14 protein-coding genes are annotated in these 14,522 nt (G+C 50.2%); 5 read left to right on the forward strand and 9 right to left on the reverse strand.

What is annotated here, in order from left to right; translation table 11 throughout:
• Positions 1–3 precede the first annotated feature (3 nt).
• The 3 genes from QQL65_RS00700 to QQL65_RS00710 are packed head-to-tail and all read right to left on the reverse strand — an operon-like array spanning position 4 to position 2,628.
• Positions 4–1,326 (reverse strand): TRAP transporter large permease, encoded by a 1,323-nt coding sequence (locus QQL65_RS00700; RefSeq protein ID WP_284361013.1) that lies wholly within the window; start codon positions 1,324–1,326, stop codon positions 4–6.
• Position 1,327: 1 nt separating this feature from the next.
• Positions 1,328–1,822 (reverse strand): TRAP transporter small permease subunit, encoded by a 495-nt coding sequence (locus QQL65_RS00705; protein ID WP_284362049.1) that lies wholly within the window; start codon positions 1,820–1,822, stop codon positions 1,328–1,330.
• 11 nt (positions 1,823–1,833) lie between these two features.
• Complete coding sequence (locus QQL65_RS00710) at positions 1,834–2,628, reverse strand: N-formylglutamate amidohydrolase (protein WP_284361015.1); 795 nt, start codon at positions 2,626–2,628, stop codon at positions 1,834–1,836.
• 120 nt (positions 2,629–2,748) lie between these two features.
• Here QQL65_RS00710 and QQL65_RS00715 point away from each other — a divergent pair, with 120 nt between their 5' ends.
• The 3 genes from QQL65_RS00715 (at position 2,749) to hpt (ending at position 5,522) form a co-directional block, all read left to right on the forward strand.
• Positions 2,749–3,621 carry a MurR/RpiR family transcriptional regulator gene (locus QQL65_RS00715; protein WP_284361017.1) on the forward strand — a complete coding sequence of 291 codons (873 nt, stop codon included), beginning with the start codon at positions 2,749–2,751 and terminating at the stop codon, positions 3,619–3,621.
• Between the two features lie 65 nt (positions 3,622–3,686).
• On the forward strand, positions 3,687–4,901 hold the full coding sequence (locus QQL65_RS00720) for a TIGR03862 family flavoprotein (RefSeq protein ID WP_284361020.1): 1,215 nt from the start codon (positions 3,687–3,689) through the stop codon (positions 4,899–4,901).
• Between the two features lie 81 nt (positions 4,902–4,982).
• Positions 4,983–5,522: a hypoxanthine phosphoribosyltransferase gene (gene hpt, locus QQL65_RS00725; RefSeq protein WP_284361022.1), complete on the forward strand. Its 540-nt coding sequence runs from the start codon at positions 4,983–4,985 to the stop codon at positions 5,520–5,522.
• 7 nt (positions 5,523–5,529) lie between these two features.
• On the opposite strand, the gene QQL65_RS00730 is transcribed toward hpt, so the two are convergent.
• The 4 genes from QQL65_RS00730 to xylF all read right to left on the reverse strand — a co-directional run bounded on the left by QQL65_RS00730 (position 5,530) and on the right by xylF (position 9,574).
• Positions 5,530–6,234, reverse strand: a complete 705-nt coding sequence (locus QQL65_RS00730) for a DUF1045 domain-containing protein (RefSeq protein WP_284361023.1) — start codon at positions 6,232–6,234, stop codon at positions 5,530–5,532.
• Positions 6,235–6,390: 156 nt separating this feature from the next.
• Positions 6,391–7,152, reverse strand: a complete 762-nt coding sequence (locus tag QQL65_RS00735) for an ATP-binding cassette domain-containing protein (RefSeq protein ID WP_284361025.1) — start codon at positions 7,150–7,152, stop codon at positions 6,391–6,393.
• A 9-nt stretch (positions 7,153–7,161) separates the two neighbouring features.
• Entirely contained in the window at positions 7,162–8,424 is a 1,263-nt protein-coding gene (locus QQL65_RS00740) for a sugar ABC transporter permease (RefSeq protein ID WP_284361027.1), read from the reverse strand.
• A 118-nt stretch (positions 8,425–8,542) separates the two neighbouring features.
• On the reverse strand, positions 8,543–9,574 hold the full coding sequence (gene xylF / locus QQL65_RS00745) for a D-xylose ABC transporter substrate-binding protein (protein ID WP_284361029.1): 1,032 nt from the start codon (positions 9,572–9,574) through the stop codon (positions 8,543–8,545).
• Between the two features lie 205 nt (positions 9,575–9,779).
• On the opposite strand from xylF, the gene QQL65_RS00750 reads away from it, so the two are divergent.
• A complete protein-coding gene (locus QQL65_RS00750; RefSeq protein ID WP_284361031.1) occupies positions 9,780–11,009 on the forward strand; it encodes an ROK family transcriptional regulator in 1,230 nt (409 codons plus the stop codon).
• Entirely contained in the window at positions 10,999–12,576 is a 1,578-nt protein-coding gene (locus tag QQL65_RS00755; protein ID WP_284361033.1) for a CRTAC1 family protein, read from the forward strand. The genes QQL65_RS00750 and QQL65_RS00755 overlap by 11 nt, the downstream gene beginning before the upstream one ends.
• Here the strand turns inward: QQL65_RS00755 and QQL65_RS00760 are convergent.
• Entirely contained in the window at positions 12,551–13,861 is a 1,311-nt protein-coding gene (locus QQL65_RS00760; protein ID WP_284361036.1) for a cytochrome-c peroxidase, read from the reverse strand. The genes QQL65_RS00755 and QQL65_RS00760 overlap by 26 nt on opposite strands.
• Positions 13,862–13,863: 2 nt before the next feature.
• Positions 13,864–14,517, reverse strand: coding sequence for a fructose-6-phosphate aldolase (gene fsa / locus QQL65_RS00765; protein WP_284361039.1), 654 nt, complete (start codon positions 14,515–14,517; stop codon positions 13,864–13,866).
• Between the last annotated feature and the right edge of the window lie 5 nt (positions 14,518–14,522).

The following is a 14,522-nucleotide window of genomic DNA, read 5'->3' on the forward strand; positions in this document are numbered from 1 at the left end:
CAATTATTTCCCGTAGACCGTGTTTGGTAGCCAGAGCGCAATCTCAGGGAACAACATGATGAGCGAGAGCGCGAAAACCATCACCAACACGAACGGCAAAATAGAGCCGTAGATGTCCTTAAGGGTGATTTCAGGCGGTGCCATCGCACGCATCAAGAATAGGTTGTAGCCAAATGGTGGCGTCATATAAGCGATCTGGGTGGTGATCGTGTACAACACGCCATACCAGATCAAATCGAACCCAAGTACTTTGACGAGCGGCACGTAAAGTGGTGCCACGATGACCAACATTGCTGTGTCGTCTAGGAAGGTCCCCATAATCAAAAATGAAAGCTGCATCAGAATAAGGATCAGCCAAGGGTTCAATCCAAGTTGCTCGGTGAACAAATTGTCGATTGCGCGCACAGCGCCAAGCCCGTCAAACACCGCACCAAATCCAAGCGCGGCCAAAATGATCCACATGAACATACAAGAGATGAGCAGCGTTTGACGCACTGACACTTCAAACACTTTGCGGTTCATACGACCTTTGAGTACAGCGGCCATAAAGGCGGTCATCGCGCCAATCGCCGAGCTTTCCACAAGGCTCGTCCAGCCATTGATGAACGGCACCATCATTGCAGCAAAAATCGTGATCGGCAGAACACCCGCACCTAGCAGGCGAAGCTTTTCACCAAGCGGCACGTCGCGTTCTTCTTTGGGCAGAACAGGGCCAAGCTCAGGTTGAACGCGGCAGCGGATGTAGATGTAAAGGATAAACATCGCGGCCATAAGAAGCCCCGGGAATACGCCAGCGAGCCACAACTGACCGACAGGTTGCCGCGCAATCATTGCATAGAGCACCAACACAACCGATGGCGGCACCAAAATACCGAGCGATGAACCAGCCTGCACAACGCCTGTAACCATGCGCTTGTCGTAGCCGCGGCGTAGCAACTCGGGCAGCGCAATGGTTGCGCCAATCGCCATGCCAGCAACGGACAGTCCGTTCATTGCCGACACCAAAACCATCAAGCCAATCGTACCGATTGCAAGGCCGCCATGTACTGGCCCCATCCACACGTGGAACATCTTATAAAGATCGTCTGCGATCTTGCTTTCCGACAGGATGTAGCCCATGAAAATGAACATTGGCAGCGTAAGCAGTGGATACCACTTCATCAGTTTCATCGCTGATGAGAACGGAATATCGGAGCCACCAGTGCCCCACAAAAATAGTGCCGCAATGGCTGCTACAGCACCAATGGCTCCGAACACGCGTTTGCCTGTGAACAGCATCAGCATCATCGAAGCAAACATAAAGATAGCGATCAATTCATAAGACATATTACAACTCCACGCCTTTGAGTGTGGCAATGTCTTTGAACAATTCAGAGATTGATTGCAGGAGCATCATGAAGATGCCGAAACACATGACAACTTTGATTGGCCACAGATAGGGGCGCCAAGCGGTAGGGCTGCGCTCGCCATATTGGAAAGAATAGCTGGTGCTATCGTATGCGCCATAAAGCATAACGCCGAGATAGAAAATCAAGAACAATACCGTGATCGCGTCTATCTGAGCTTTCTTCTTGTCGGACCACCCGCCATAGAACAGGTCCATACGCACATGCGCGCCCTGTTGCATCGAATAGGGTCCACCCAAAATGTAATAAGCGACCATTGCAAATTGCGCCAACTCAAGTGTCCACAATGAAGGCAGAAAAAACGTCTTCGAAATCGAAGACCACAGCAAAATCGCAACCATCACAAAAATGAAATACATCATGATCCGGCCCATTCGGTAATTGACCGCATCAACAATCCGGACATATCTGCCCATGAATAACAGCACTAGTTCCCCTCCCCGCTGCTCAATACTCCAAGCACGCCAAGAGAATTGCTGATCATCTCAAACAGCACCTGCGCAATTTCTTGCTGTTGATCGGTCGTCGCAATCAAATCGTTGCGAACCTCAATCATCACATTGAGCAGTCCGTTCTCCATGCCGTGCTTTTTCAGCGTATAGGTGACACCGTCTTCTGGTCCATACGGCTTATTCCGTTCGATCTTCAGATTTGCGTGATGCGGTGCCAAATCCAGCATTGCATCCGCAAGCCTGCTGTCACTATCGTGCAATATCCCAATTTCGGTTTCTCGGGATTGCCCACAATAAACAGGCGTGAAGCTGTGGATGGTCACAATAACGCGCTGCGCCCTGCTCCAGCGAAGCGTCCGCTCAACCATCTCACTAAACGGAACAAAACTAACATCGACACGCTGCTGATATTGTTCTGGGGAAATCGCCTTATTGCCCGGCACATCAAAGATTTCGCTACGCGATGGGACCGCATCTAACGCTTCAGGCGGACGATTGCAGTCATAAACGAGCCGCGAAATCTTTCCCACAATGGCTTGCGCATCCAACAACTTGCTGAGCTGTTCAGTTACCTCAAGTGCGCCCGGGTCCCAGGCAATGTGGCTGCGCTGAATTTCATCACTCAAACCTAGGGTGCCAAACTGTTCTGGAATAAAGTTCGACGCATGCTCACAGATCAACAGAACTGGCGAACGCCCACCTTCATTGAGCAACTCAACGGCGGCAAAATTTTCGCGATCGATTTTCGACTGTTCTGTAGAAATATTCACAACCCCTCCCGTTTTGTACATATTTCTTCAGAATGGATCGCGCTGTCAATATCATTTCTGAAATCTTTTCTTCATATTTGTTCAAATTGTTGGTAAACCGAGAAAAATGGAGATTTAACTTTGTCCGAAAACGCCAGCACCGTTGCCGAACTGTTGCAATCAAGCTTTGACAATCTCACCCGCGCGGAGCGGCAATTGTCACACTCATTGATGGAAAACTATCCGGTGTCTGGGCTCGGCTCGATAACCGCCGTCGCACAAAACGCTGGCGTCTCCACACCAACAGTTGCCCGCATGGTGCAGAAAATTGGCTTCAAAGGTTTTCCAGAATTCCAAGCGGCGCTGCGCAAGGAAGTTGAAGCAACAATTTCCGATCCAATAGCCAAACATGACACTTGGGCGGATCAGGCGCCCAACGAGCATATCGTCAACAAGTTCACTGAAGCGGTGATTGACAATATTCGCCACTCCCTCGGGCAACTCGATATTGAAACCTTTGAAAGCTCCTGTGAATTGATGGCCGATACGGATCGGTCACTTTTTGTGGTGGGTGGTCGCATAACCCGCGCGTTGGCGGACTATTTCTTCCTGCATATGCAAGTGCTGCGCAAAGATGTGACTCACATACAATCCATCTCAAACGCTTGGCCGCACTATCTGCTTGATATAAAAAAAGACGATGTGATCGTAATATTCGATGTGCGCCGGTACGAGAATTCGACGTTAAAACTCGCCGAAATGGCCGCAGAAGCAGGCGCAAAGATCATCCTGTTTACAGACCAATGGCTATCACCAATCGCTAAATTGGCCGACCACACTTTCAGCCTAAAAATCGTTGTGCCTTCTGCTTGGGACAGCTCCGTCACAACAATGCTTCTCGTTGAGACCATCATTGCTGACGTGCAACAACGCACTTGGCCAGAAACCCGCGAGCGCATGGAAGAACTTGAAGTTATGTTCGACCGCACGCGCTTTTTCCGCAAGTTCACCTAACAATAGGGCTGGCGCGGCAAAGCTTTTGATTGTCCACTCCTTCAATATGTGGCACCACCCAAACCATGACAAAATCAATCGCAATTATTGGTGGTGGCCCTGCCGGCTTAGCGGCCGCAGAAGCGCTGATCAACACCGGCCATAGAGTTACCATCTATGAAGCGATGCCCACTCCCGCGCGCAAGTTTTTGTGGGCCGGGAAATCGGGTTTAAACATCACCCATGCGGAAAATTTTGAAACATTCAAAACCCGATTTGGCGCAGCGTCTGACCGGCTCAAATCTGCTCTTGATGATTTCTCATCAGATGCCATTCAAAAATGGGCAAACGATCTTGGTGTAGAAACATTCGTCGGCTCTTCAGGACGTGTTTTTCCAAAGGCTATGAAAGCCTCGCCCTTACTTCGAGCCTGGCTCAACAAACTCGACAAAGCGGGCGTTGAGCTAAAAACCCGCCACAAATGGGTTGGTTTCAAAGACAACAAACTACTATTCAGCACCGTGGACGGACCTATCCAAATCGGGGCGGATGCAACAATTTTGGCACTAGGCGGCGCATCATACCAGCGACTTGGATCAACTGCAGAATGGGTGCCTTGGCTGGCAGAGCGCGAAATCGCAATTGCCCCGTTCAAACCGGCAAATTGCGGTTTTGATGTAGCTTGGAGCGATCACTTCATCGAACGCTTTGCGGGCGCACCAGTGAAAACAGTAACCGCAATATCAGGACAAGGCGCTTCAAAAGGCGAATTCGTTATTTCAAAGTTTGGGGTCGAAGGAAGCCTAATCTACACACACGCAGCCAATTTGCGCGACACTATCGAAACCGCTGGCCATGCCACACTGCACCTCGACCTCGCACCAGGTAAGTCTGAGGATCAACTCTGCAAATCACTAGAGCGACAAAATCCAAAACAAAGTCTCTCCAATCGTTTGCGCAAGGGCGCCAAACTCACCGGTGTGAAAGCAGCCCTTGTGCGCGAATTGCGACCTGATGCCGGCAAATTGGCTCCGGCTGAATTGGCCGCTTCGCTCAAAAAACTGCCGATCAAATTAAGCAGCACGCGCCCTATCGACGAAGCCATTTCTGTAGCTGGCGGTATTCAATGGTCCGAATTGGACGCAAATCTGATGTTGGACAAAATGCCATCCATATTTGTTGCTGGCGAGATGATCGATTGGGAGGCGCCAACTGGCGGTTACCTCATCACCGCTTGCATGGCGACGGGCCGCGCTGCCGCAAAGGGTGCCCACAATTGGCTTTCAAAAAACGAACTGTGAGAAACTTGGATATTTCGGTCAGTCCCACCTCGTGACAATCAATAGTCTTCTGCTAAGTTTAAATTGCATTGGGGAGAAATCATGGACCACTCAAACTACGTCATTGATCAACTGATTTCGGCTAAGTCAATCGCCGCACGCGTCGAAGATTTGGCTGCAGAGATTTCTGAAACGTTTGCCGATACCGACAAACTGATCGTTGTCGGCTTATTGCGCGGCTCGTTTGTGTTTATCTCTGACCTCGTCCGCGAACTTGAACTACCCGTTGAAGTGGACTTCTTGGAAGCATCTTCTTACGGCAACAGCACAGAATCCTCCCGCGAGGTGCGGATCTTAAAAGACTTGCGTGGTGAGATTGAAGGTCGCGACGTGCTCGTGGTCGAAGACATTGTTGACACGGGCTATACCCTGACGCACGTCACGAATTTGCTTAAATCACGCAACCCAAAACGACTGGAAGTTTGCGCATTGCTCGATAAGCCATCGCGCCGAGAAGTCGACATAAAAGCCACTTGGACAGGGTTTGAAATTCCGGACGAATTTGTGGTTGGCTATGGCATTGACTATGCACAGCGCAATCGCAACCTGCCTTACATCGGCAAGGTCCGTTTCACTTCGTAATCACTGCTCAATTTGGCACGAGCTCAAAGTCAGCAATCCTTGTAAAGGGTGCGCCAGGCTCAGCCTCTTCATATAGACAAATCCGATCGAGAATGTGCGTACGCTCAAGCACGGGCTTAAACCATTTCTTTGCGCCGAAAAGCATTGCAGGTCCCGTGGTTTCATCAAGTGGATCTGATAGCGTCATGTGCATCCGAAACTGCTCCATAACATAGGGATAGCCCCATTTATCGAGCAGCTCTACCTGCCTTTCACTAAGCCCAGCAGCCATCCGCTTTTCGCGGCGCGCAGCACTAAGCGGCGCACGAAATGGATCAAAAACTTCAACACATTGCGCAGCAAAACCCGACAATGCTTCACTTTGCGCCTTCGGCACCAATGCCAAGAAACGCCCGATTACCTTAAGTTTCAACGCGCCGATTTCCACGGCATTTCGCTGCCGCGCGAAGTCCGCCACTGCCGCTTCAAGTTGAGAAAGACTTTTCCCCTCGGCCAATCGATAGGGCGGCTTCAGCGTTGCGTGAAATCCATAACGTCGAGGCGATTGCGTGTGGCTACACAAATCAAGGTTTACGAGTTCAGACAAATTTGGAATTTCAACATTTTTGCCTGTCAAACAATTGCGGCCAAGCCACTGGCTGCCCAATACCCACAATTCAGACGATGGTGCAGGCGCAAAATAAATTCCGTACCGCTTTGTGTTTTCGCCCATAAAGTGTGCCCAAGAACCAACTTTTTTAAAAAGGAATATGTCGCGGGTTTGCCGCAAACACATAACAGTTTCATGACACGCATTATAGACGATGGATTTGCATCGATAGCAATTTCTATGAGCAAATGATTGGGCCAGCTCTAGCCGGCCCAATATTTAGCTATTCAAAGTCTCTGGCGACTTTCCAAGAATGATCATGCTCAACAGATCATCATCCGTCACGTCGGCGACATCTACTGTGCCAACAAGCTTACCGTTTTTCATCACCGAAGCTCGATCGCAAAGCGCCATAACGTCATGGATGTCATGGCTGATCAAAAAGATACCGATGCCCGCTTTCTTGAGCTCTTTGATAAGATCAGAAACCATTTGGGTTTCATGCGGACCAAGCGCCGCAGTTGGCTCGTCCATAATCAATATTTTAGCGTCAAAATAGACAGCTCTAGCAATCGCCACAGATTGACGTTGGCCGCCAGACAAAGCAGAAACTGGTGCCGAAAACTTCTCAAAATTTGGGTTCAGTGTCCCCATAATTTTGCGCGTTTCAGCCTCCATCGCATCATCGTCAACAAACCCCATATTTGACATCAACTCGCGACCCAAAAACAGGTTCGACGCCGCGTCCAAATTGTCGGCCAATGCTAAGGTCTGATAGATGGTTTCAATATTGTGGGCCCGCGCGTCACGCGGATTATTGATTTCAACAGCTTTGCCATTGATCAATATCTCGCCACCATCTTTTCGATAGGCGCCTGAGAGAACCTTGATCAGCGTCGACTTACCCGCGCCATTGTGCCCGAGCAGCCCAACAACTTCGCCCGGGTGAACATCAATACTGACATGGTCAACGGCCTTGATGCCGCCAAAGGACACTTGGATATCGCGCATTTCCACAAGCGGTGTTTTTGATTGTGTCATGTCTTCCTCCTAGTGTCCGGTTCTGCGGCGATAGGCGATGTCTAGATAGACAGCGAATACTAAAACAAATCCAACAACGATTGACTGCAAAGGCGCATCCACACCCACCATCGCCATGCCAGACTGCAGGCTTTGCATAATGAGAGCACCAAGCAACGCGCCATAAATGGTGCCAAAACCACCCGCCAGGGCCGTACCACCGATCACGGCAGCAGCAATCACACGAAGCTCATCTAACGTACCCAAATCGTTGCCAACAGAGCCCAAACGAGCCGAAGCGATCACCGCCGCAATGGCCGTCAGACCACCCATCAATGCAAAAACTTTTACGGTTAGCAGCTTGGTATCAATCCCAGAAAGCTCTGCGGCTTCTGGGTTTCCGCCTGTCGCAAAAATGTAGCGCCCAAACCTTGTCCGTTTTGCAATTATGGTCATTACAATCGCAACAATCACAACAATTAGAACCGGAATAGCGACCCCATGCACCACCGCAAACTGTGGGATTTCTTCGCCACGCGCTGCAAATATGCGTTTTACCGCACCTTTGGACAAGGGATAGGAATTCATTATGGTGACAAACCCCATGATCAACCCAATGGCAATTGCACCCAGCGTATACTCCGCCCAAATCGGCTTCAAAGAGAACCCATGGCTCTTCTTCTGTCGACGGCTTTGAACCATCAGCACAACAGCAACTAGAGAAGCCAAAGCCCCTGCCAACCAGCTCAAATTCGCACCAAGCGTGCCCTCAGCACCACCGCCCAGCAATCGATAGGTTGCATCAAGTGGCGCAACCGTCTGCCCAGTGGTCACCCACCATGCGGCACCGCGATACATCAAATAGCCGCCCAGAGTTACAATGAAGGACGGCACGGCCAAATAGCCAATGACCCACCCTTGCGCAGCGCCAATGACGACACCAACGCCAATGCCAAACAGCACAGTGACGATCCAGATTGCGGGATGCTCGAACCCAAGATATTGGGGTAAAAAATGAACCTGAAGCGCACCCATTAGCATACCGATGAGGCCAAGAAGTGAGCCAACCGACAAATCAATGTGCCGCGTGACGATGACAAACACCATACCTGTTGCCATCACAGCGACAGATGCAGTTTGCACAGACAGGTTAAACAGATTACGTGGCGTTAGAAATCGCCCATCCGTCACCAAATTGAAAGATAACCAAAGGAACAGAAGCGCACCGATCATGCCCAGCATGCGGGTGTCTAATTCTAGCCCTTTGAAGAACTTTTTGAGCAGGTCTAACATTGCTCTACCATACCTCTAAACGCAAAAGGTCCACCACATTCAAATATGATCCAATCAGAATGTAGTAGACCAATCAAACAATGGTCGCTCGCAGGACAAGCCTGCGAGCGCTTTATTGCTATTTGCAAACAGCAACCTTGCTAGCGTCAACGCCAACACACAATGCGTCTTTTGAAATCCAACCAGCATCCAAAACTACGTTCAATTCTGAAGCAGTAATTGGAACAGGCGCCAAGAACTTGGCTTGAATTTCTGTGCCTGCTGGTGATGTCCAAGTTGCTGAGCCTTCAATATCAGAAAGCGAAGCACCGCCTGCTAGTGCAACGGCAATATTACCAGCAGCTTTTCCGAGCTCACGGGCATCTTTCCAAACAGAAACGGTCTGCGTACCCAAGGCAACGCGGTTAAGCGCAGCGTGGTCGCCATCTTGACCAGATACTGGAATGCCTTCCATGCCTTGTGCGGTCAGCGCAGCAACAACACCGCCTGCTGTACCATCGTTTGAAGCAACAACAGCATCAACATTGTTGTCGTTTGCTGTCAGAATTTGCTCCATGTTGCGCTGCGCGTTCGCTGGAACCCAACCATCTGTATAGGCTTCGTCAACAATTGTGATATCGCCGGCATCAATTGCTGCCTGCAGCACTTCTTGTTGTCCACCACGCAAGAAATCAGCGTTCGGATCTGTAGGTGAGCCTTTGATCATCACATAGTTGCCTTTTGGCTGAGCAGCCAAAACAGCACGTGCTTGCATGCGACCAACTTCAACATTGTCAAAAGTCAGATAGAATGCACGGCCATCTTCGATTAGACGGTCATAAGCAACAACTGGAATGCCTTCATCCGTTGCAGCATCAACTGCTGGGCCAACGGCAGAAGCGTCTTGCGCCAAAATAATCAACGCGTTTGCACCACGTGCAATCAAGCTTTCAATGTCAGATAGCTGCTTGGCCGAAGAGGCCTGTGCGTCAGCTGAAATATACTCAGCGCCCGCGGCTTCCAAAGCCGCCTTAATGGCCGCTTCATCGGTCTTCCAACGTTCTTCTTGAAAGTTTGACCAGCTCACACCAACAACCAAGTCAGCAGCCAATGCGTTTGATGCAACACCCATGCTCATTACAGCAGCGGTTGCCAATAGAATCTTTTTCATAATTTCCTCCCGTAAAACTCTCGCCTCACTGACAATTCAATTTTGTCCAACATTGACAGCGGGCAGCATTATCGGTAGCAATTTTAAATTCGAAAATCAAATTAAATAATGCATTTTTTGTAAGACGCTGAATATAATAGAGAAAATACAAGGGTATCTCGCAAAACTATTTTGAGCTAAAACCGTATTTCAGTTGGAGTTGATCATGTTTGATCAGGAAGGATATGCCGTGTTGGGAGAACAAAGGACACTGGGTCGCCGCGCACTTTTAGCGCAGATTCGCAAAAGCGGTCCCGTGCCACGCATTGAGCTTTCAGAACAAACAGGAATTAGTCGTGCGACCGTCACCACGGTAACCGCGGAACTGATTGAGCGAGGATTGGTTGAAGAAATCCCGGTCGAACCCAAAGGCAAAGACCTAAAACGCGGACGCCCCAAAGTTGACCTTAAGATACGCGGAAGCGCTTTCTATGTAGCGGGCGCAAAATTGGCAAACAAATCTGTTGCAATCGTCATTGCGAACTTCGAAGGCACGGTTATTAGCGAGTATGAGCAAGCACTCGACACCACCACATACGCAGCCAAAGACCTTGTCGATGTCTTTGCAAATCATCTTCACCATGCATGCGACAATGCTAGCATCAAACTAAGCCAAATCAGCGCAATAGGTGTCGGCCTGGCGGGCATCGTCGATGCAAGTCTTGGTGTCGTGCGATGGTCGCCATCACTGATTGAGCGCAATGTTGAACTGAAAAAATTACTTAGCGACAAACTCAAAAAACCAACCTTCATCGATAACGACGCCAACCTTGTTGCCAAAGCCGAACAGCATTTCGGTATGGGCAAGGGCGTATCCGATTTTATTGTCGTAACCATCGAAAACGGCGTCGGCATGGGCATTGTTTTGGGCGATGAGTTGTATCGCGGCACCAGAGGGTGCGGCGCAGAATTTGGCCACACCAAGGTGCATTTGGATGGCGCACTATGTCGTTGTGGTCAGCGCGGATGCTTGGAGGCTTATGTCGCCGACTACGCCCTCTTGCGCGAAAGATCGTTGGGCCAAGATATCTCAGAAAACGAAGCCACCCAAGAAGGCATGGCCAAGCTAATTGAGAGCGCCAAAAATGGCGATAGAACCGCTCAGTCTATATTGCAGCGCGCGGCACGCATGTTCGCGCTTGGCCTATCCAACCTTGTAAACATATTTGATCCACAACTGATCATCCTATCGGGCGAGCGAATGCAGCTCGACTTTTTGTATGCCGACGATGTGCTTGAAAGCATTAAAGAAACCGTCGTGCAAGTCGACGCCCCTCCCCCACAGATCGTTGTCCATAAATGGGGAGATATGATGTGGGCGACAGGAGCTGCTGCCTACGCAATTGAGGGTCTTACGGAACTCGAATTAAGAGGTATGTCCGAAAATGCGGCTTAGACTTCTCGTCGCCATATCAGTGAGTCTCTCTAGCAATTTCGCTTTTGCAGAACCCATCCGATTTGAACCGCGAATTGGCGAAATCGAACATCAATATGTTGGTGGCTGGGAACACTTTGTCGGTGGCGGGGTCGCAACTTTTGACTGCAATAATGACCGATTGCCCGACTTATTCGTCGCCGGTGGCAGCGCGCCATCGCAGCTGTTTATCAACAAAACCGACGCGAATGGAAACCTCGCATTTGCGGACCAAACACCCGATACCTTATCAATAACATCAGCTACCGGCGCTTACCCGATCGACATAGACAGCGATGGATACAAAGATCTTGTCATCATGCGCGTTGGTGAAAACCAAATCCTCAAAGGGCTCGGCAACTGCCAATTTGAGCCATTCTATGCCTTACAGTTTAAGAGCGATGACCGCTGGACCACAGCTTTCAGCGCCACTTGGGAACAGGGCGAAATCCTGCCAACGCTCGCCATTGGCAACTATGTTGACCGCACAAATCCTGATGGCCCATTTGGAGCATGCGATACCAACCAGCTCTATCGCGCAAACAATGGGCGATACGATCAGCCTTTAGACCTTTCGCCGGGCCACTGTGCGCTATCAATGTTGATAAGCGATTGGGGTCGCAAAGGCGCTCCCGATTTACGCATCAGTAATGATCGGCACTACTATTTGAAAGACGGCAAGGAACAGCTTTGGTCGCTTGGATTAGAGCCAAAACAATATGGCAGTGCCGACGGCTGGGTGACGCACAAGCTTTGGGGCATGGGAATCGCCAGCCGCGACATTTCAGGCGATGGCTTGCCAGAAATATATCTCACTTCAATGGGCGACCAAAAGCTGCATTCGCTCTCAACTGACGAAGCCACCAAGCCAACCTACTCAGATGCCGCCTATGACAAAGGCATCACCACTCACCGCCCCTATATGGGAGACGACGGACGGCCATCCACTGGCTGGCACGTAGCATTTGGCGACGTACAGAATGATGGGTTGGACGATATTTTTATCGCCAAAGGGAATGTTGATCAAATGATCTCCAGCGCCATGGCAGATCCAAATAGTTTGTTGGTTCAACAGCCAAATGGCACCTTTGCCGAACAAGGTGGCGAAGCGAATATAGGCAATCCAGAACGTAGCCGAGGCGCTGCATTGGTTGACCTAAACCTTGATGGCAAGCTCGATCTTGTGGTGATCAACCGGCGTGCAAACATGGAAATCCATCAAAACATGACTGCAGTAACCGGAAATTGGATTGGCTTGTCGGTCAACCAACCTGCCCCAAATCTCGACGCTATTGGCGCATGGATTGAAATCGATACAGGCGAGCGCACTATTGCACGTGAAATTACAATCGGTGGCGGCCATGCCAGCGGCGCCCTTGTGCCGCAGCACTTTGGCCTGGGCTCGCGTGAAGCAGTCAAAGTTCGCCTCATTTGGCCAGACGGGGCAAAAAGCGGGTGGCAGCAGATATCGACACAGGATTACTGGTCAATCGAACGCCAAGGCAATGATTTCAAAGCGACAATTATTGGTCGAGCGGCAAGCCGCTAGGTACCGACTGCGGTGAACCCAGCCTGCCAGCAATGCTTTGTTCGTCTGTGAGGGTGTGCAAAAACGCAACTAGCTGTGCGATTTCAACGTCGCTTAACTCCATTGGCGCAAGCTCGTTGGCATTGGCAATTCGTTCAACTTCCGCTGCGTCTCGCATCGCAGCTTCATCATCTGCACCGGCAAGCATTGGGAGCACGCCATCCCACTGATAGTGCCGCAAGCTTTCAACCGGCGTCAAATGATGACGAATGACCGCTTCCATCGTGGCAAACGCGCCCGAATGTCCATATGGGGCCGTGTGCGCCACATTGCGCAGCGATGGCGTTCTAAATTGATAAGCATCTTCGGGATTACCCGTTACATGCATCCGACCAGTATCACGCACATGATCCTCAAATCGTGCTGCCTTACCCGGTCCCAATTGCGGCATGGCGATAGCGTGAAATTGATGGTCAGTTTGAAAGAGACCTGAGTGGCAAGAGCTACAATTCGCCTTGCCATAGAATAGGGTCATGCCGTTTGCTGCATCCTCTGGCAACGGCGCACCGTCAAATAAATGACGATCAAACGGGCTGTCGTCAGCCCGCCACTCAAATGCAATAAAAGCAGCAAGCACATTTGCGATATCGGCAAATTGAATATCTTGCCCATCAGGAAGAATTTGCGCAAAGAGCCGTTCGTATTCTTCAGTGCCACGCACCCGTTGAGCAATAATCTCCCACGCCCCACCTTCACCGGTCAACAAGCCAATCCGAACCGCTCGTGCCACATCATTTTCTAGATAATGCCCTGCCATTTCGTCCGGCGATAAAACAGGAAACATCGCCTGCGCCGACAACACGCTGTCAAAACCTGCAACCATCTCATCTTCAAGCGGCGTACGAAGACCAGAGGCGCGGCTCGGATCTGCCTCCAAACGACCATCATGGAACATCGAGATAAACTGGGCCGCACCCAAGTTGAACAAAGCTGGGGAATTGCGCGGCACTCGTTGCTCAGGCATGTTATTTGGGTCGGTTTTTCGCTCCGGTCCCAATCCAATACCGCCATCACCAATCCCCAATGCAAGACCATCCGATGTCGCGAACTTAGGGTGGTGACATGTGGAGCAGGAAACCGACTTGTTACCGCTCAGAATTGGATCATAAAACAACAAACGACCGAGCTCGATCTCGGCCATCGTGTTCTTTGGATATTCAGCGCGCTCAAATCTATGCTCTTGCGCAAAGCAAGGGCCTGCAACCACAACAAGCAGTGCAACACCGATTTTGAGCGCGCCAAACATAATTAGAGGATCGACTGACCAGTGGCCTGCCAGTCTTTTACAAATCCTTCCAGCCCTTTGTCGGTCAAAGGATGCTGCACAAGCTTTGACAATGTGCTCGCCGGAATGGTTGCAACATCCGCCCCCGCCAACGCAGCATCACTCACGTGATTCACCTGACGAATGGACGCGGCCAAAATCTGCGTCGAAAACTGATAGCCAGAATAAATATTCCGAATATCCCGGATCAAATTCATGCCATCAAGATTGATGTCATCAAGCCGCCCTATAAAGGGGCTGATATAAGTCGCACCGGCTTTGGCAGCCAGCAATGCTTGATTGGCAGAAAAACAAAGTGTGAGATTTGTCTTCACGCCAATATCTGCCAACTTACGGCATGTCTTCAACCCATCAAGGGTGGTAGGCAGTTTCACAACAACATTGGGTGCAATGTTTTTCAAAACCATCGCTTCTTTCAGCATCATTTCATGCTCAAGAGCGGCAACTTCTGCGGAAACAGGACTATCAACCACCGAGCAAATCTCGGCAATCACTTCCAACATATCGCGTCCAGATTTCTTGATCAGGGATGGGTTAGTTGTAACCCCATCGAGAAATCCGCTGTCAGCCCATTCTTTGATCTCATCAATTTCGGCTGTGTCGATAAAAAACTTCATAATGC

It is taken from the genome of Maritalea porphyrae (assembly GCF_030159895.1).
GTDB classification, from domain to species: Bacteria; Pseudomonadota; Alphaproteobacteria; order Rhizobiales; family Devosiaceae; genus Maritalea; species Maritalea porphyrae.